This window comes from Streptomyces sp. MBT53, assembly GCF_016654115.1.
Lineage (GTDB): Bacteria > Actinomycetota > Actinomycetes > Streptomycetales > Streptomycetaceae > Streptomyces.
Map to the genome: position 1 here is coordinate 1 of NZ_JAEQAZ010000087.1, position 16,561 is coordinate 16,561.

The window sequence follows — 16,561 nt, forward strand, 5'->3', positions numbered from 1 at the left end:
CACCCCTCCCGCCGCCGCAGCAAATGCCCCCGCGCCACGTCGTCCCGCACCCCGCCCCGCCCGGCAAGCCTCGCCGCGATACGGTCCTGGACCTCGGTGGACCGCTTGCCCGCGTACTTGAACTTGGCGCGTACGCCGGTCACTTCGAGGCGCAGTGCGCGGATGCCGGACAGCAGGCGGCCGTTCGGTGGCTCGCCCGGGGTGACCGGTGTGGTGCCGCCCTCGGGCTGGAAGTGGCCGACCTGGCGGTTGAGGAGGGTCGCCTTCTCGGCCGGGTCGTCCACGAGGTGGGCGGTGCAGCGGAGTTGGACCGCCGCGTAGAAGCTGGTCGGCACGCCGTGTTCCGGTGGGCCGTCCGGGTCCGCCTGCCAGGGGCCGGGGATGTACACGTAGTCGTCGACGACGCTCAGCACCACCTGGGGGTCCGCCTCCAGTGCCGGCCACAGGGGGTTGGGGCGGGCCAGGTGGGTGATCGCCTCGCCGCGCTCGGGGTCGTAGGCGAAGTGGAGGGGCTGGATCAACGGCGGTTCGCCGGGTGGGCCGTTGACGGCGAGTTGGCCGAAGTCGTGGGTGGCCAGCCAGTGTTGCCACTCGGTGTCGTCCTGGGGTGCGTCCCAGAGGTGGATGAGCATCACAACTCCGCCAGGTAGCCAGGGAGTTCGATGTCGGGGGACAGGTCGTCGTTCGGGAGCGGGGTGCCGTAGCCGGTGTTGAGGGGGAGGACGCCGGCCCAGTGGGGGAGGTCCAGATCCTCGGGCTCGTCGTTCGCGCCGCCGGTGCGGAGCTTGGCGGAGACCTCGTCGAGGTCGAGGCGGATCACCATGGTGGCGGCGAGTTCCTTCTTGTTGCCGGGCCGGGAGTCCGCCGAACGGCCGGGCACGACATGGTCGACCAGTGCGTCCAGCGCCGTGAGCTTCTCCTCGGGGTCCGTCACCTGGTGGGCGATGCCGTGCACCACCACGGAGCGGTAGTTGATCGAGTGGTGGAAGGCGGAACGGGCCAGCACGAGACCGTCCACGTGGGTCACCGTCAGGCACACCGGGAGCCCCGGGTCGGCCTGCCCCGTCATCCGCAGCGGGCGCGCACCCGTAGAGCCGTGCACGTACAGCCGCTCGCCGACCCGCCCGAACAGCGTCGGCAGCACGACCGGCCGGCCGTCGCGGACGAAGCCGAGGTGGCAGACGTAGGCGGTGTCGAGTATCGCGTGCACCAACTCCTTGTCGTACGACGCCTTTTCCGCGGAGCGCGTCGGGACGGTCAGGTCGGTCGGCGTGTAGGCGGCGGCCTGCGGTATCGGCTGCGAGGTGGTCCCCTGCATGGCGTTCTCCGTGTTCATCGGTGTTCGAGTTGCGGTGTATATTGCACTAGTGCATAGTGTGCTTTGTGCTAGGAGGATATCGGATCGAAGGGCGGCGCGCAGCAGACATTGCTGCCGACGTCGAGCGCGCGGTGGGGTCGGGAGAGCTGGAGCCGGGGCAACTGCTGCCGCCGATGCGGGAGTTGGCCGTAGAGCTGGGGGTGAATCCCAATACGGTCGCCGCCGCGTACCGGACCCTGCGGGAGCGCGGGGTCATCGAGACCGCCGGGCGGCGCGGCAGCCGGGTGCGGCCCAAGCCGGCCACGACCGGGCGCGAGCACATCCGGGTGGATGTGCCGGAGGGGGTGCGCGAGGTGGCGCACGGCAACCCGGATCCCGCGCTGCTGCCCTCCCTGGTCAAGGCGTTCACCCGGGCCGCCGAGCTCTCCGACCGGGAACCGGTCATGTACGGCGACGACCCGGTCGAACCGGAGCTGGCACGCATCGCGCGGGCCGCTCTGGACGCGGACGGCGTGCCGGCCGGCCCCGTGGCCGTCGCCTCGGGCTCCCTGGACGCCATCGAGCGCGTCCTCGCCGCCCATCTCAAGCCCGGTGACACCGTCGCCGTCGAGGACCCCGGGTGGGGCAGCCTGCTCGACCTCGTACCGGCGCTCGGGCTGCGCGTCACCCCCGTCCGCGTCGACGACGACGGACCGCGCCCCGACGACGTGCGCGCCGCGCTGGAGTCCGGCGCGCGGGCCCTGATCGTCACCGACCGCGCGCAGAACCCCACCGGAGCCGTGGTGAGCGCCACGCGCGCGCGTGCCCTGCGTTCCGTGCTCCACGACCACCCGGAGATCCTGCTGATCGAGGACGACCACGGCCACGGCATCGTCGACCAGCCCCTGCACCCGCTGGCCGGCGCCACCCGCCACTGGGCGTTCGTCCGCTCGATGGCCAAGGCCTACGGCCCCGATCTGCGCCTCGCCGTGCTCACCGGTGACGTCGTCACCCTCGACCGGGTCCGTGGCCGCCAGCGCCTCGGGCCGGGCTGGGTCAGTCGGATCACCCAGCGCGCCGTGGCCCGGTTGTGGGCCGACGGCGCGGTGGACACCCCGGCGGTGGCCGCCGCCTACGGCCGTCGCCGGGACGCGCTGATCGCCGCGCTCGCCGACCACGGCGTCACGGCGTACGGCCGCAGCGGCCTCAACGTGTGGATCCCGGTACCGGACGAGACCGGCGCGGTCTCCCGCCTCCTGCATGCGGGCTGGGCGGTCGCGCCCGGCGCCCGCTTCCGGATGAGCGCACCGCCCGGCATCCGGATCACCGTCTCGACCCTGACGGCCGACGAGACCGGGCCGCTGGCGCGGGCGATCGCCTCCGCGTGCGGCCGGACGCCGATGCGCGGCTACGCGTGAGGGCGTGACCTTGTAGCGCGAGCGGGATATGACGTCGGGTATCTCGTAGCATCACTTACATGTTGAACCTGGAGCGGCTGCGCACCCTGGACGCCCTGGCCCGGCACGGCTCGGTCAGCGGTGCCGCCGAGGGGCTGCATGTGACGACCTCGGCCGTGTCGCAGCAGATGTCCAAGCTGGAGCGGGAGGTGGGCCAGCAGCTCCTCGCCAAGAACGGGCGGGGGGTACGGCTCACGGATGCCGGCCGGCTGCTCGCGGAGCACGCGGGCCGGATCCTGTCCCAGGTGGAGCTGGCCCAGGCCGATCTGGAGGCCCAACGGGGGCAGGTGGTGGGCGAGTTGAGGATCTCCGCGTTTCCGACCGCCGCCCGCGGACTCTTCCCCGCCGCGCTCGCCGCGCTGCGCGCCCAGCACCCCGCGCTGCGCGTCCGCTCCGCCGAACTGGAGCCGGAGACCGGTATCGCGGGCGTCGTGCGGGGCGATCTCGACCTCGCGGTCGTCCTCGACTGGTACAACAAGCCGATGCCGCTGCCCGACGGCCTGGTCAAGGCGCCGATCCTGGACGATCCCGCCGATGTGGCGATGCCGGTCGGCCATCCGCTGGCGGGCCGCGACGAGGTGGACCTCGGGGAGTTCGCCGAGGACGAGTGGATCACCTGGGCCGAGGGCGAGTTCTGCCACGAGTGGCTGATGTTCACCCTGCGCTCCCGGGGCATCGAGCCGATCATCGGCCACCGCGCCGCCGAGACACACACCCAACTGGGCCTGGTGGCCGCCGGGTTGGGCGTCTGCATCGCACCCCTGCTGGGCCGCAGCCCGATGCCCGCCGGAGTCGTCACCGTCCCGCTGAAGCAACGGGTGAGCCGCCATGTCTACGTCGTCTGGCGCGCGGACGCCGACCGCCGCCCCTCCATCCGCGCGGCGGTCGAGGCGCTGCGGGCGGCGGCCGAGACGGTCGTCTGACAGCCCGCCCGCGAGCAACTCGCCTACAGCGCGGCCAACTTGCGGAAGTCCCAGGACGTGACCGTGTCCGGCGTCAGCCGTATCCACGCGTGCCGGCCGTCGTACGGCATCGAGTCCAGGCCGAAGTTCTTCTGCGCGAACAGCTTCTCCACCGCGACGAGTTCGGGATTCGGTTCGCCCGTGCGCGGGGACTCGCCCACGAACTCGACGGTCCCCGACAGCTCGACGCCCCGCAACTCGTCGTAGGCGTGCCCGCCGTCGACCACCACGGCGATGCGCCGGTCGCGGCGCAGATCGGCCCAGCGCTTGCTGCGGGTGATCGAGTACAGCCAGAACGACGTGCCGTCCCAGGCGAACCAGAGCGGGCTGACGTGCGGGGCCCCGTCCGCGGAGACGGTCGCGACGCGGCAGGTGCGCTCGGTGGCGAGGAACTCGTCCAGCTCCTCGGGTGTCATCATGATCTTCCGGCCTCGGCGCTGAGTGGCGGTCATGCGATCCCCTTCGGCTACGGCACGAGCGGCGGGCAGCCGCTTCTGACGGTACGTCAGGAAATGTGGCCGGACGGTCGTCGGTCGTCTTCCGTACGCACGCGATGCTCGTTACTGTCACCCGCCCCGGCCGCCGACGACAAGGGAGAGCCATGCCGTCGCACGCACAACTCAGTGAGATCCTCGACACGGTGAGCACTGCCCTGCTCACCGTTGAATGTCAACAGGGCGTGGTCGGCCCGGACAGCGCGCTGCCCGAACTCGCCCTCGCCGCAAGGTCGTCGGGCGCGCTCGCCAATGTCGCCCGGCTGGTCGCCGCCGCGCACGAGAGCGGGGTCCAGGTGATCCACGCGCTCGCCGAACGCCGCCCGGACGGCCGGGGCGCCAACCACAACGCCCGCCTGTTCCGCGCCGCCGAACGCCTGCCCGTCCAGCAGCTCTCGGGCACCGCGGCGGTCCGCGTGGCACCCCCCATCGAGGTCGCCGAGGAGGACTTCGTCGTACGACGGCTGCACGGTCTGTCACCGATCCAGGGCACCGAAGTCGACGCGCTGCTGCGCAACTTGGGCTGCCGCACACTGATCGTCACCGGCGTCTCGGCCAACGTGGCCATCCCCAACACGGTGTTCGACGCCGTCAACCGCGGCTACACCGTCGTCGTACCGAAGGACGCCATCGCGGGGGTGCCCTCGGAGTACACCCCCGCGATGATCCGCAACACCCTCGCATTGGTCGCCACGGTCGCGACCACGGACGAGGTGCTGGGCTGTTTCAAACGACCCCGCAGGGCCGATCGACGCTGACCGTCACGCCAGCGTGATGGAGTCCCCGGTCACGGTGATCTGCTCGGCGGGCAGCGCCTGGGTCGCAGGCCCCTGCTTCACACTGCCGTCGGTGATGGAGAACTCGCTCTTGTGGCACGGGCAGCCGATGACGCCGTTGGTGATCGTGGTCACGGCGCAGCCCTGGTGGGTGCACTTCGACGAGAACGCCTTGTAGGTGCCCGCCGTCGGCTGGGTGACCACCACGCCCTGGTTGGCGAAGATCTTGCCGCCGCCCTCGGGGATGTCGGTGGTCTTCGCCAGTTCGGTGCCACCGGCGTCGCCCTGGGCCGTGGACGCGCCGGCGGTGGTGGTGGAGCCCGAAGTGTCCGAGGAGTCCGACGAGGAGTCGTCGCTCGACGAGCACGCGGTCAGCGCGACGGCGAGTCCCGCCGCGCCGACCGCCGCCAGAGCGGTGCGACGGGAGGGCGCCGTAACGGGTTCGAACGAATCGCTGGTCATGCTGACGTTCCTTCCAGAAGAAAGCATTTGTGGGTCTGCAAAGGGGTACGGGGTACGGATGATCGTCGTTCAGACGGTGTCGAGAGCTTGGCCTTATCGAGATCAGGCAGGCGTAAAACCACGCTGTCGTTTCGCTGTCGGCCCTGCATAAGGCCTGAACACGCACCCGGTGAAGCCATGAGTGAACCTCCTTGGTGTGCGCGCCGTTTCAAGTCTCGCCAGCACAACGCCCACACCCCGACGGGTGTCGGGGGCGGGGGCGGGGGCCCGACGAATGGACGGACTTGAACGAGCAGAGCAAGAGAACTCCCGGCCGGCGGAGCCTGCTGCGCGGCGCCGCGGTGGCGGGTTGCGCGATGGCGCTGTCCGTCGCGGGGGCGACGACGGCGAGCGCCTCGGCGCACACCGCGCCCACCGTGAACTACGTCGCGCTGGGCGACTCGTACGCCTCCGGCCCGGGCATACCGACCCAGGTCGACGCCACGTGCGCGCGGTCCGACCAGAACTACCCGTCGCTCTTCGCGGCGGCGCGCGACTGGCAGCTGACCGACGTCAGCTGCTCGGGCGCCACCACGACCGCCCTGGCCGGCCCCCAGGGGACGAAGGCACCCCAGCTGGACGCCCTCGGCGCGGACACCGACGTGGTCACCCTGACCATCGGCGGCAACGACATCGGCTTCTCCGCCAATCTGGCCACCTGCGCCGGACTCACGTCCAAGAACCCGACCGGCAACCCGTGCCAGACCTTCTTCACGAGCGACGGCACCGACCGGCTGGCGCAGCGCGTCGACGACACCGCCCCCAAGATCGCCGCGGCCCTGGACGCCGTCCACGAGCGGGCTCCCCGGGCCAAGGTCGTGGTGGTCGGCTATCCCGACCTGTTCCCGGACGACGGAGTCGGCTGCACCAGCTCCGCCGTACCGCTCGCGGCCGGTGACTTCGGCTATCTGCGGGACACCGAGAAGAAGCTCAACGCGATGATCGCGGACCAGGCGTCGGCGCACGGCGCCGCCTACGTCGACACCTACACCCCGACCATCGGGCACGACATGTGCAAGCCGGCCGGCGAGCGCTGGATCGAACCCCTGGTCGCGGCGGCGCCGACCGCGCCCGCCCACCCCAACGCCCTGGGCCAGCAGGCCATGGCCGCCGCCGCGGAACGCGCCGTCCGCTGTGGCGCGCACCGCCGATGACCTGAGCGGAAAGGGGGCGCCCGCCGGCCCGGTCCTGGTGAGAGCGGGCGCCCCCCACTCCTCGTAGAATGCTCACTCCGTGCCGGAGGCGCGTCCGAAGCGGTTGCGGACGGCAAGGCCAGGGAGTCTCGGAAAGTGCTCAAGGAAGTCATCGCGACCCGCTACGTCACGCCACTGCGGGAGGGCGGCTCGCTGCCGGGGCTCGTCGAGGGCGACGACTTCGCGCCGTACGTCATGAAGTTCAGCGGCGCCGGGCAGGGCCGCAAGACGCTCGTCGCCGAGGTGGTCGTGGGGGAGCTGGCCCGCCGGCTGGGCTTCCGGGTGCCACGCCTGGTGACCCTCGACCTCGACCCGGTGCTCGGACTCGGCGAACCCGACCAGCAGGTACAGGAGTTGCTGAAGTCCAGCGGTGGCGCCAACCTCGGCATGGACTTCCTGTCCGGCGCGCTCGGCTTCGACCCGCTCGCTTTCACGGTGAGCCCCGAGGAGGCGGGCCGGATCGTCTGGTTCGACGCCCTCGTCAACAACGTCGACCGGTCCTGGCGCAACCCCAACCTGCTGATGTGGCACGGCGACCTGTGGCTCATCGACCACGGCGCCACCATGATCTGGCACCACAATTGGCCCGGTGCCGAGGCCTCAGCGGCCCGTCCCTACGACGCCGCCGACCATGCCCTCGCCCGCTTCGCCCCCGACCTGGCGAGCGCCGCTGCGGACCTGGCACCGCAGGTCACCGGGGAACTCCTCGCCGAGGTCACCGCCGAGATCCCCGACGCCTGGCTGACCGGCGAACCCGGCTTCGACACCCCGGACCTCCTCCGTGAGGCGTACGCGGCACCCCTCCTCGCGCGCGTGCCCTTCATCCACGAGCGCATCAAGGGACTCCAGTGACCGAGCGCCACATCATCCGGCCCAGCGAGGCCAACGAACGGGACGTCTTCGAGTACGCCCTGCTGCGCGTCGTACCGCGCGTGGAGCGCGGCGAGTGCATCAACGCCGGAGTCCTCGTCTACTGCCGCGCCCGGTCCTACGTCGGCGCCCGCACCCATCTGGACGAGGCGCGGCTGCTCGCCCTCGACCCGGACGCCGATGTGGCCGGGATCAGGGCCGCGCTCGGTGCCGTGGAAGGAGTGTGTGCGGGTGGTGACGCGGCCGGGCAGGCGGCGCGGGACGACGCCGGGCGGCGCTTCCGGTGGTTGATCGCGCCCCGGTCCACCGTCGTGCAGCCCGGGCCCGTGCACACCGGTCTCACCGTCGATCCGGCGGCCGAGACGGAGCGCCTGCTCGACCTGCTGGTGAGGTAATGAATCACACCCGGCCCTGCGCACGTTGACACCGAGTGCCAGGGCTTCTAGCGTCACGTCTGCCGAAGGTACTAAGCGGTCGCTCACCGGCGGGCCGCAGTTTTCAAGGGCGAGAGTTTCTCAAGGGCGAGGAGAACCAGGAATGTCCACCACTGAGCAGCGGGTCGCGATCGTCACCGGCGGAGCGCGGGGCATCGGCGCCGCCACCGCCGTACGCCTCGCGGCCGAGGGCCGTGCGGTCGCCGTGATCGACCTCGACGAGGCCGCCTGCAAGGACACCGTGGAGAAGATCACCGCGGCCGGCGGGAAGGCCCTCGCGGTCGGCGCCGACGTCTCCGACGAGGCACAGGTCGAAGCCGCCGTCGCACGCATCGTCGCCGAGCTCGGCGCGCCCACGATCCTGGTCAACAACGCGGGCGTGCTCCGCGACAACCTGCTCTTCAAGATGAGCGTCTCCGACTGGGACACCGTCCTGAACGTGCACCTGCGCGGCTCGTTCCTGATGACCAAGGCCGTCCAGAAGCACATGGTCGACGCGGGCTTCGGCCGGGTCGTCAACCTCTCCTCGTCCTCCGCCCTCGGCAACCGCGGCCAGGCCAACTACTCCGCCGCCAAGGCCGGCCTCCAGGGCTTCACCAAGACCCTCGCCATCGAGCTCGGCAAGTTCGGCATCACGGCCAACGCCGTCGCCCCCGGCTTCATCGCCACCGACATGACCGCCGCGACCGCCGCCCGCGTCGGCATGGGCTTCGAGGACTTCAAGGCCGCCGCCGCCACCCAGATCCCGGTGCAGCGCGTCGGCGAGCCCGACGACATCGCCAACGCAGTCGCCTTCTTCACCAACGAGGCGGCCGGCTTCGTCTCCGGCCAGGTCCTGTACGTCGCCGGCGGACCGCTCAACTAGGGAATTCGGGAACACGGAACCATGACTGAACAGCCTGAACTGCCCGCGCTCTCCGGCAAGGTCGCCGTCATCACCGGCGCCAGCCGCGGCATCGGCTACGGCGTCGCCGAGGCCCTGCTCGCCCGCGGCGACCGGGTCTGCATCACCGGACGCAACGAGGACGCCCTCAAGGAGGCCGTCGAGACGCTCGGCGCCGAGCGCGTCATCGGCGTGGCCGGCAAGGCCCACGACGAGGCCCACCAGGCCACCGTCGTCGAGCGCACGATGGAGGCCTTCGGCCGCGTCGACTACCTGGTCAACAACGCCGGTACGAACCCGGTGTTCGGCCCGATCGCCGACCTCGACCTGAACGTCGCCCGCAAGGTCTTCGAGACCAACGTCATCTCGGCGCTCGGCTTCGCCCAGAAGACCTGGCACGCCTGGCAGAAGGACAACGGCGGCGCGATCGTCAACATCGCCTCCCTCGCCGGGATCTCCGCCTCGCCGTTCATCGGCGCGTACGGCGTCAGCAAGGCCGCGATGGTCAACCTGACGCTCCAGCTGGCGCACGAGTTCGCGCCCGGCGTACGGGTCAACTCGATCGCCCCGGCGGTCGTGAAGACCAAGTTCGCCGCCGCCCTGTACGAGGGCCGCGAGGCGGAGGCAGCCGCCTCCTACCCGCTGGCCCGGCTCGGTGTGCCCTCCGACATCGGCGGCGCCGCCGCGTTCCTGACGTCGGACCAGTCCGAGTGGATCACCGGCCAGACCCTCGTCGTCGACGGCGGCATCCTCCTGAACGCCGGAGTGGCCTGACCCGACGACCCGGGCGCCGGTTTCTTTGCTGTTCCCTTTACGGAACCGGCGCCCGTGTCGAGGTACGAAAACGCGCACAGTGGACTGACAACGTCGTCATGAAACCGCTGATCAAGTGCCCTGTCCGAACCTTGCTCAACCGGGCGGGGCACTGCGGTATGGTCTGCCGACCCTTGGTATGGCGGATCGAGGAGCGTGCGCGTGTTCAACCGGAACCGAGGCCTGCGGAGAGCCGCGGCGATCACGTCGATATCCCTGGTGGCCGGATGCGGGGTGTTCTCGGACGGAAATCCCGACGACCGGGGACCCATCGTCGTCGGCACCACCAGCGCCCCCAGCACGCTCGACCCGGCCGCCTCCTGGGACGGCTCGTGGGAGCTGTTCCGCAACATCTACCAGACGCTCCTCGCCTACCCGACCGGCGCGACCACCCCCGAGCCGGACGCCGCCAAGAGTTGCGGTTTCACCGACAGTTCGAACACGACGTACCGCTGCGAACTGCGCGCGGGCATGAAGTTCGCCGACGGGGACACCCTCGACGCCCAGGCCGTCAAGCACTCCATCGACCGCATCCGACAGATCGACGTCGCGGGCGGACCCGCGGGACTGCTGGGCAGCCTCGACCGCGTCCAGGTGACCGGTGACCGCGAGGTCGTCTTCCACCTCAACAAGCCCGACGCGACCTTCCCGTTCGTGCTCGCCACCCCGGCCATGTCGATCGTCGACCCCGACGACTACCCCGCGCACTCCCTGCGCAAGGACGGCAAGGTCTTCGGCTCCGGGCCGTACACCCTGAAGTCCTACGACGACGGCAAGCAGGCCCAACTCGTCGGCAACGACCGCTACAAGGGCTTCGCCAAGCGGGAGAACAGCGCGGTGACGATCCGCTACTTCCAGGACTCGGGCACCATGGTGAAGGCGCTGCGGGACCAGAAGATCGACGTCACCTATCGCGGCCTCGCCGCCGACGACATCGTCACCCTCCAGGGGAGCCCCTCCAAGGACCTGCAACTGGTCGACGGCTCCGGCACCGACATCAACTACCTGGTGTTCAACCCCAAGGACCAGTGGGCCAAGAACCCCGCCGTCCGCAAGGCCGTCGCCCAGGTCGTCGACCGAGGGGCGATCACCCACAAGATCTACCGCGACACCGTGGACCCCCTCTACTCCATGGTCCCGAAGGGCCTCACCGGCCACACCACCGCCTTCTTCGACGACTTCGGGGACCCCAGCGTCCCCAAGGCACGGAAGATCCTCACCCGCGCGGGCATCACCGAACGCGTCCCGCTCACCCTCTGGTACACCAGCGACCGCTACGGCTCCGAGACCGCCCTGGAGTTCAAGGAACTCAAACGGCAGCTGGACGCCTCGGGGCTCTTCACGATCACCCTGAAGAGCCGCCCCTGGAAGACGTATGTGACGGGCTACCAGAAGGGCGAGTATCCGGTGTTCGGGCGCGGCTGGTTCCCGGACTTCCCCGACGCCGAGAACTTCATCGCGCCCTTCGTGGGACAGCAGAACGCGCTCGGCACGCCCTACCCCTCGCCGAGGATCACCGGCGTACTGCTGCCCGAGTCCCGCAAGGAGACCGACCGGGCCGACGTGGTCAAGGAGTTCGAGGAGGCCCAGCAGATCCTGGTGGACGACACCCGGCTGCTGCCGCTGTGGCAGGGCCGGCAGTACGTGGCCGCCAGCGACGACATCTCCGGCGGGGAACAGGCCCTCGACCCGTCGACGATCATGATGATGTGGCAGCTCTACCGCAAGACGAGCTGGTGAACCGGATCGCGGCACCGGTTGTCAGTGGTCGCCTGTAGGTTCTGGGACATGGAAGCGACCGCACTCGCGCGCTCGCTCCGCATCGCAGTCGCCGCACACGGTAAGGAAGTTGACGTGACCGACATCTCCATGCTCCCCGAGTCCTGGCGCGGAGTCCTGGGCGACGAGCTTCAGCAGCCCTACTTCAAGGAGCTGACCGAGTTCGTCGAGGAGGAGCGGGCGAAGGGTCCGGTCTACCCGCCGCGCGAGGAGGTCTTCGCCGCCCTGGAGGCGACCCCGTACGACCAGGTGAAGGTGCTGGTCCTCGGTCAGGACCCGTACCACGGCGAGGGCCAGGGACACGGCCTGTGCTTCTCGGTCCGCCCCGGAGTGAAGACCCCGCCCTCCCTGCGGAACATCTACAAGGAGATGAAGGAGGAACTGGACCTCCCCATCCCGGACAACGGCTATCTGATGCCGTGGGCCCAGCAGGGAGTCCTGCTGCTCAACGCGGTGCTCACGGTCCGCTCCGGCGAGGCCAACTCCCACAAGGGCAAGGGCTGGGAGAAGTTCACCGACGCGGTGATCCGCGCGGTGGCCGACCGCCCCGACCCGGCGGTCTTCGTCCTGTGGGGCAACTACGCGCAGAAGAAGCTCCCCCTGATCGACGAGGAGCGGCACGTGGTGGTCAAGGGCGCGCACCCCTCCCCGCTGTCCGCCAAGAAGTTCTTCGGCTCCCGCCCGTTCACCCAGATCGACGAGGCCGTCGCCAAGCAGGGCCACACCGCGATCGACTGGCGCATCCCGAACCTGGGCTGAGCCCGCCGGGGCCGGTCCGGGGCCGCCTGACGGGGATTGTCAGTGGCGCCGGTTAGCGTCGAGGGGGACGGCCAACGGTGGCTGACAAGGTGCGGAGGACGCTGTGACGGAGCGACAGGAGCAGGCGGCGCCGGACGCTCTGCTGACGCGGATCGGACAGGTCGTCATGCTGCACCACGGCGGCGACCGCGAGGAGGCCAGGGAGCGGCTGCTCGGCCTGTGGGCGGAGCTGGGTGAGGACGGCGACCCACTGCACCGCTGCACGCTGGCCCACTACCTGGCCGACACCCAGGACGACCCGACCGACGAACTCGCCTGGGATCTCCGGGCGTTGTCGGCGGCGGACGAGCTGACGGACGGGCGGGAGACGAGGGACACCGGCCAGGAGGGGGCGGGCGCGGTGCGCGGCTTCTACCCCTCCCTGCATCTCAACCTCGCCGCCGACTACATCAAGCTCGACCGCCCGGACGCCGCCCGCACCCACCTCCGCCGCGCCCGCGCCGCCTGCACGGTCCTCGCGGACGACGGCTACGGCAACGGGGTGCGGGCCGCGATCGGCCGACTGGAACTGCGGCTCGACACCGAGGGCGGTGCGGCCGGGGAAGGGAACTGGGGGCCGCCGAGACCGCGGCCCTAGAACCCGGCCGATCCGTTCCCGGCCGATCTGTGCCCGTCGGCCTCAACGCCCGTACGTCTGACCGCAGATGATCGACTGCGGACTGTCCGACTGCCAGCCGCCGTACTTCCTGCCCAGGGCGCACACGTCAGACGTGTTCTTGGGCACCGACTTGACCACGTCCGGGATGTCCGCGCCCGGCTGCCGGGGATGGCGCGGCTTGGTGTGCGGGTGGGGATGAGGGTGCGGACGCGAGCGGGGGACCGGTACCGGCGCCTGCGCCGCCCGTGAGGGCGGGGCCGGCGCGTGGTGCGGTGGATGCGCGACCGGTTTCGGGCGGTGCGAGGGGTCGATGAGTTCGAGCGCCTCCCGGGCCGGGGCCTGTACGACCTGCGGCTCCGCGCTGCCGTCCGGGCGCGGCACCGACGCTTGGGACGGTGCGGCCGGGGGAGCGGGAGCCGGTGGCCGCTGGACGGTCACACAGCCGGACAGGGCCGAGACAGCCACGGTGACCAGGAGCGTTGCGGTGGTCGTCGTTCGATGCACCCGCGCAACTCTGCTGGTTCCGGCCCTGATTGGGACACCGGACGGGCGGATGATGCCCCACACGGGTGATCTCCGCCCCCTTACGGACGGCCCGCGCCCGCCCCGGGTGACGACGTGACGTCAGTCGCCGGTGCTTCCGTCGATCCGCTCCCGGAGCAGATCGGCGTGGCCGTTGTGCCGCGCGTACTCCTCGATCATGTGGGTGTAGATCCAGCGCAGGTTGAAGTGCTCGCCGGTGCGGCGGTGCTTGCCCACGGAGAGGTCGTCCAGGGTGAACCGGGCGGCGTTCGCGTTCGCCGCCTCGATCTCGGCCCGCCAGGTCGCGTGGGCCTCCGCCCAGGTGTCCGCCTCGGTGGTGTGGAAATCGCCGTCCGGGTCCTCTTCGGTGAAGTAGATCGGGTCCGCCTGCTCGTCCGCCATGACCGAGCGGAACCAGCCCCGCTCCACCTCCGCCATGTGCCGCACCAGGCCCATGAGGGACAGCGTGGAGGGCTCCACGGAGGTGGTCCTCAACTGTTCGTCGGTGAGCCCCTCGCACTTCGAGGCGAGGGTCTCGCGGTGGTAAGTGAGCCAGCCTTCCAGCATGGTGCGTTCGTCGGCGGTGGTCGAAGGTTCACTGCGCTCGATCGTCATGCCCGCATCCTCGCGCTCCCGGTCCGCCCGCACCACCGGATATCGCCCCGCCGTATGCTTCCGGGAACGTACCGCTGGGCGAGCGCCAGGGAGGCTCCGTGAAGGTCGGCTGCATCGGACTCGGTGACATCGCGCAGAAGGCCTACCTGCCGGTTCTCGGCGCCCTGCCCGGCGTCGAACTGCATCTGCAGACCCGCACCCCCGCCACCCTCGCCCGCGTCGCCGAGAGCCTCCACCTGCCGGCGGACCGGCGCCACACGGACCTCGACGCACTCCTCGCGCAGAATCTCGACGCCGCGTTCGTGCACGCGCCCACCACCGCGCACCCCGAGATCGTCACCAGGCTGCTGGCGGCGGGCGTACCGACGTACGTCGACAAGCCGCTCGCCCACCACCTCGCCGACTCCGAGCGCCTGGTGCGGCTCGCGGAGGAGCGGAACGTGTCCCTCGCGGTCGGCTTCAACCGCCGCTACGCCCCCGGGTACGCGCAGTGCGCCGACCATCCGCGCGAGCTGATCCTGATGCAGAAGAACCGCATCGGGCTCCCCGAGGAGCCGCGCGCGATGATCCTGGACGACTTCATCCACATCGTGGACACCCTGCGCTTCCTGGTGCCCGGGCCGGTCGACGACATGACCGTGCGCGCCCGCACCCAGGACGGACTGCTGCACCACCTCGTGCTCCAGCTCTCCGGCGACGGCTTCACCGCGCTCGGCGTGATGAACCGGCTCAGCGGCTCGGTCGAGGAGATCCTGGAAGTCTCCGGCCAGGACACCAAGCGCCAGGTCGTCAACCTCGCCGAGGTCGTCGACCACAAGGGCCAGCCGACGGTACGGCGCCGCGGGGACTGGGTCCCGGTGGCCCGGCAGCGCGGCATCGAGCAGGCCGTGCTCGCCTTCCTGGACGCCGTACGAGCGGGGAAGGTGCTCAGCGCCCGGGACGCGCTGGCGACTCATGAGCTGTGCGAGCGGGTGGTACGAGCGGTCGCGGAGCGGTCCGCCGCAGCCTGAACGCGGTCGCGCCCTCACCCGCGCACATCGCCGCGAGCACCAGCAGCGCGAGGCCCACCGGCCAGGCGCCGTAGCGGACGTACGGCGTGATGCCGTGCGCGAGCGGGACGTCGTAGACCTGAGTCGTGTCCGAGTCCGTGCCGAGCCAGGGGCCGATGCGTTCGCCGCTCGGGCCGTAGACGGCGGAGACGCCGGTCAGGGTGGCGTGGACCATCGGGCGGCCGGTCTCGGCGGCGCGCAGTGCGCCGAGCGTCGCGTGCTGTTCGGGGGCCCAGCTGTTCTGGAAGGACGAGGTCGAGGACTGGGCGAGGAGGACGTCGGCGCCGTCCTGGGCGAGATGACGGCTCATGTCGGGGAACGCGGTCTCGAAGCAGATCAGCGGGCCGATACGCAGCCCGTGCCCCACGTTCATCACGACCTGTTCGGTGCCGTGCCTGCGGTCGACGCCCGCCGCCTTGCCGACGGAGGTGGCCCAGCCGAGCAGTGAGCGGAACGGGATGTACTCCCCGAAGGGGACCAGCCGCATCTTGTCGTAGCGGTCGCCGGTGAGCCCCTGCGGGCCGACCAGGACCGAGCTCTTGTAGATGCCGGGCTTGTCGGAGCGCTCGGCGTCCACGTTGACCAGGATGTCGGCGCCGGTCTCCTTGGAGAGCGCGGCGATACGGCGCGCGAGATCGGGCCGCTTGCCGAGGTCGAAGCCGACGCTGCTCTCCCCCCAGGCGATCAAGTCGACGTGCTGCCCTGCGAGTTGGCGGGTCAGCTGCTCCTCGCGGTCGAAGCGCCGGTCGCCGCTGTCGTCGCCGTCGATGACCCCGGGCTGTACGACGGCGATGCGTACCCGGCCGTCGACGTCGGGGCGCGGCGACCACACCCAGGCCGCCGAGGTCACGGCGGCCGTGGCGACCAGCCCCGCGACCGCAGGCACCCGCACCTCACGGACCGCGACCAGCACGGCGACCGCCACATTGACGGCCACCACCAGGAAGCTCAGCAGCCACACCCCGCCGACCGAGGCGAGCCGCAAGGCCGGTTCCACCTGCCACTGGGTGGAGCCCAGCAGACCCCAGGGACCGCCCAACGCCTGCCAGGACCGCACCAGTTCGACCATCAGCCAGCCCGAGGGCAGGACCAGGAGCGCGGCGGCCCCGCGCCGGGGCGTCGGCATGCCACCGAGGAAGCGGCGCACCAGCCAGCCCCACGGCGCCCACAGCACGCCCAGCAGCCCCGCGATGACGACGATGAACACGCTCAGGCTCGGCACCAGCCAGCTGTGCACGGCCAGCATGAACCCGAGCCCGCCGAACCAGCCGTCGTAGACCGCCCGTCGTGGGGTCGGTGCCGAGCGGGTCAGCAGGATCCAGGGGACGAGCGCGACGTAGGCGAACCACCACCACGACGGCGCCGGGAACGCGAACACGGGCAGCGCGCCCGCGAGCGCGGCGAGCAGCGAACGCCGCCATGGGGAGGCGAGCCAGTCGCCGAAGGTCTTCATACGGCACCTCCCTACCCGCTGATCGCTCCAGTGTGCGCGTCACGGA

At 70.9% G+C, this 16,561-nt stretch carries 19 protein-coding genes; 12 read left to right on the top strand and 7 right to left on the bottom strand.

Annotated elements, in window-relative coordinates:
* Positions 1–632, bottom strand: a 632-nt coding sequence (locus JHN45_RS28265) for an FMN-binding negative transcriptional regulator (protein WP_201051247.1), incomplete at its 3' end; no start/stop codon positions are given.
* Positions 632–1,318 (bottom strand): pyridoxamine 5'-phosphate oxidase family protein, encoded by a 687-nt coding sequence (locus tag JHN45_RS28270; protein ID WP_201051249.1) that lies wholly within the window; start codon positions 1,316–1,318, stop codon positions 632–634. The genes JHN45_RS28265 and JHN45_RS28270, both read right to left, overlap by 1 nt.
* 65 nt (positions 1,319–1,383) lie before the next feature.
* Between JHN45_RS28270 and JHN45_RS28275 the strand changes: the two genes are divergently transcribed.
* Both JHN45_RS28275 and JHN45_RS28280 read left to right on the top strand, forming a co-directional pair.
* On the top strand, positions 1,384–2,715 hold the full coding sequence (locus JHN45_RS28275) for an aminotransferase class I/II-fold pyridoxal phosphate-dependent enzyme (RefSeq protein WP_201051255.1): 1,332 nt from the start codon (positions 1,384–1,386) through the stop codon (positions 2,713–2,715).
* Positions 2,716–2,774: 59 nt separating this feature from the next.
* Positions 2,775–3,677, top strand: coding sequence for a LysR family transcriptional regulator (locus JHN45_RS28280; protein WP_201051257.1), 903 nt, complete (start codon positions 2,775–2,777; stop codon positions 3,675–3,677).
* Between the two features lie 23 nt (positions 3,678–3,700).
* On the opposite strand, the gene JHN45_RS28285 is transcribed toward JHN45_RS28280, so the two are convergent.
* A complete protein-coding gene (locus tag JHN45_RS28285; RefSeq protein WP_201051259.1) occupies positions 3,701–4,168 on the bottom strand; it encodes a pyridoxamine 5'-phosphate oxidase family protein in 468 nt (155 codons plus the stop codon).
* Positions 4,169–4,317: 149 nt separating this feature from the next.
* Between JHN45_RS28285 and JHN45_RS28290 the strand changes: the two genes are divergently transcribed.
* A complete protein-coding gene (locus JHN45_RS28290) occupies positions 4,318–4,968 on the top strand; it encodes a cysteine hydrolase (RefSeq protein WP_200710580.1) in 651 nt (216 codons plus the stop codon).
* A gap of 3 nt (positions 4,969–4,971) precedes the next feature.
* Here JHN45_RS28290 and JHN45_RS28295 read toward each other — a convergent pair whose 3' ends face one another.
* On the bottom strand, positions 4,972–5,448 hold the full coding sequence (locus tag JHN45_RS28295) for a Rieske (2Fe-2S) protein (RefSeq protein WP_200710579.1): 477 nt from the start codon (positions 5,446–5,448) through the stop codon (positions 4,972–4,974).
* 356 nt (positions 5,449–5,804) lie between these two features.
* Here JHN45_RS28295 and JHN45_RS28300 point away from each other — a divergent pair, with 356 nt between their 5' ends.
* The 8 genes from JHN45_RS28300 (at position 5,805) to JHN45_RS28335 (ending at position 12,855) form a co-directional block, all read left to right on the top strand.
* Complete coding sequence (locus JHN45_RS28300) at positions 5,805–6,641, top strand: SGNH/GDSL hydrolase family protein (RefSeq protein ID WP_201051309.1); 837 nt, start codon at positions 5,805–5,807, stop codon at positions 6,639–6,641.
* A 135-nt stretch (positions 6,642–6,776) separates the two neighbouring features.
* Positions 6,777–7,532 (top strand): HipA family kinase, encoded by a 756-nt coding sequence (locus JHN45_RS28305; protein WP_201051261.1) that lies wholly within the window; start codon positions 6,777–6,779, stop codon positions 7,530–7,532.
* Positions 7,529–7,945, top strand: coding sequence for a DUF3037 domain-containing protein (locus JHN45_RS28310; RefSeq protein ID WP_201051262.1), 417 nt, complete (start codon positions 7,529–7,531; stop codon positions 7,943–7,945). Before JHN45_RS28305 ends, JHN45_RS28310 begins: the two co-directional genes overlap by 4 nt.
* A gap of 142 nt (positions 7,946–8,087) precedes the next feature.
* Entirely contained in the window at positions 8,088–8,849 is a 762-nt protein-coding gene (gene fabG / locus JHN45_RS28315) for a 3-oxoacyl-ACP reductase FabG (RefSeq protein ID WP_019071067.1), read from the top strand.
* Positions 8,850–8,870: 21 nt separating this feature from the next.
* Positions 8,871–9,641, top strand: a complete 771-nt coding sequence (locus JHN45_RS28320; RefSeq protein ID WP_201051264.1) for an SDR family oxidoreductase — start codon at positions 8,871–8,873, stop codon at positions 9,639–9,641.
* 201 nt (positions 9,642–9,842) lie between these two features.
* Positions 9,843–11,420 (top strand): ABC transporter substrate-binding protein, encoded by a 1,578-nt coding sequence (locus JHN45_RS28325; protein WP_201051266.1) that lies wholly within the window; start codon positions 9,843–9,845, stop codon positions 11,418–11,420.
* Positions 11,421–11,534: 114 nt separating this feature from the next.
* Positions 11,535–12,218: a uracil-DNA glycosylase gene (ung, locus tag JHN45_RS28330; RefSeq protein WP_019071064.1), complete on the top strand. Its 684-nt coding sequence runs from the start codon at positions 11,535–11,537 to the stop codon at positions 12,216–12,218.
* 103 nt (positions 12,219–12,321) lie between these two features.
* Positions 12,322–12,855 carry a hypothetical protein gene (locus JHN45_RS28335; RefSeq protein WP_201051272.1) on the top strand — a complete coding sequence of 178 codons (534 nt, stop codon included), beginning with the start codon at positions 12,322–12,324 and terminating at the stop codon, positions 12,853–12,855.
* A 42-nt stretch (positions 12,856–12,897) separates the two neighbouring features.
* On the opposite strand, the gene JHN45_RS28340 is transcribed toward JHN45_RS28335, so the two are convergent.
* Positions 12,898–13,380, bottom strand: coding sequence for a hypothetical protein (locus JHN45_RS28340; protein ID WP_200710572.1), 483 nt, complete (start codon positions 13,378–13,380; stop codon positions 12,898–12,900).
* A gap of 120 nt (positions 13,381–13,500) precedes the next feature.
* Positions 13,501–14,013, bottom strand: coding sequence for a DinB family protein (locus JHN45_RS28345; RefSeq protein WP_201051273.1), 513 nt, complete (start codon positions 14,011–14,013; stop codon positions 13,501–13,503).
* Positions 14,014–14,111: 98 nt separating this feature from the next.
* Between JHN45_RS28345 and JHN45_RS28350 the strand changes: the two genes are divergently transcribed.
* Positions 14,112–15,023 (top strand): Gfo/Idh/MocA family protein, encoded by a 912-nt coding sequence (locus JHN45_RS28350; RefSeq protein WP_201051276.1) that lies wholly within the window; start codon positions 14,112–14,114, stop codon positions 15,021–15,023.
* Here JHN45_RS28350 and lnt read toward each other — a convergent pair.
* The gene (gene lnt / locus JHN45_RS28355) at positions 14,941–16,515 is read right to left on the bottom strand and encodes an apolipoprotein N-acyltransferase (protein ID WP_200710569.1); all 1,575 of its coding nucleotides are present in this window, start codon (positions 16,513–16,515) and stop codon (positions 14,941–14,943) included. The two genes, JHN45_RS28350 and lnt, sit on opposite strands and share 83 nt — an antisense overlap.
* Positions 16,516–16,561: the final 46 nt, after the last annotated feature.

Bases quoted from the DNA above. Each gene is read 5' to 3' on its own strand.
- JHN45_RS28270 (WP_201051249.1), bottom strand. From the start codon at position 1,318: ATGCAGGGGACCACCTCGCAGCCGATACCGCAGGCCGCCGCCTACACG.
- JHN45_RS28280 (WP_201051257.1), top strand. From the start codon at position 2,775: ATGTTGAACCTGGAGCGGCTGCGCACCCTGGACGCCCTGGCCCGGCAC.
- JHN45_RS28285 (WP_201051259.1), bottom strand. From the start codon at position 4,168: ATGACCGCCACTCAGCGCCGAGGCCGGAAGATCATGATGACACCCGAG.
- JHN45_RS28290 (WP_200710580.1), top strand. From the start codon at position 4,318: ATGCCGTCGCACGCACAACTCAGTGAGATCCTCGACACGGTGAGCACT.
- JHN45_RS28295 (WP_200710579.1), bottom strand. From the start codon at position 5,448: ATGACCAGCGATTCGTTCGAACCCGTTACGGCGCCCTCCCGTCGCACC.
- JHN45_RS28300 (WP_201051309.1), top strand. From the start codon at position 5,805: ATGGCGCTGTCCGTCGCGGGGGCGACGACGGCGAGCGCCTCGGCGCAC.
- fabG (WP_019071067.1), top strand. From the start codon at position 8,088: ATGTCCACCACTGAGCAGCGGGTCGCGATCGTCACCGGCGGAGCGCGG.
- JHN45_RS28320 (WP_201051264.1), top strand. From the start codon at position 8,871: ATGACTGAACAGCCTGAACTGCCCGCGCTCTCCGGCAAGGTCGCCGTC.
- JHN45_RS28345 (WP_201051273.1), bottom strand. From the start codon at position 14,013: ATGACGATCGAGCGCAGTGAACCTTCGACCACCGCCGACGAACGCACC.
- lnt (WP_200710569.1), bottom strand. From the start codon at position 16,515: ATGAAGACCTTCGGCGACTGGCTCGCCTCCCCATGGCGGCGTTCGCTG.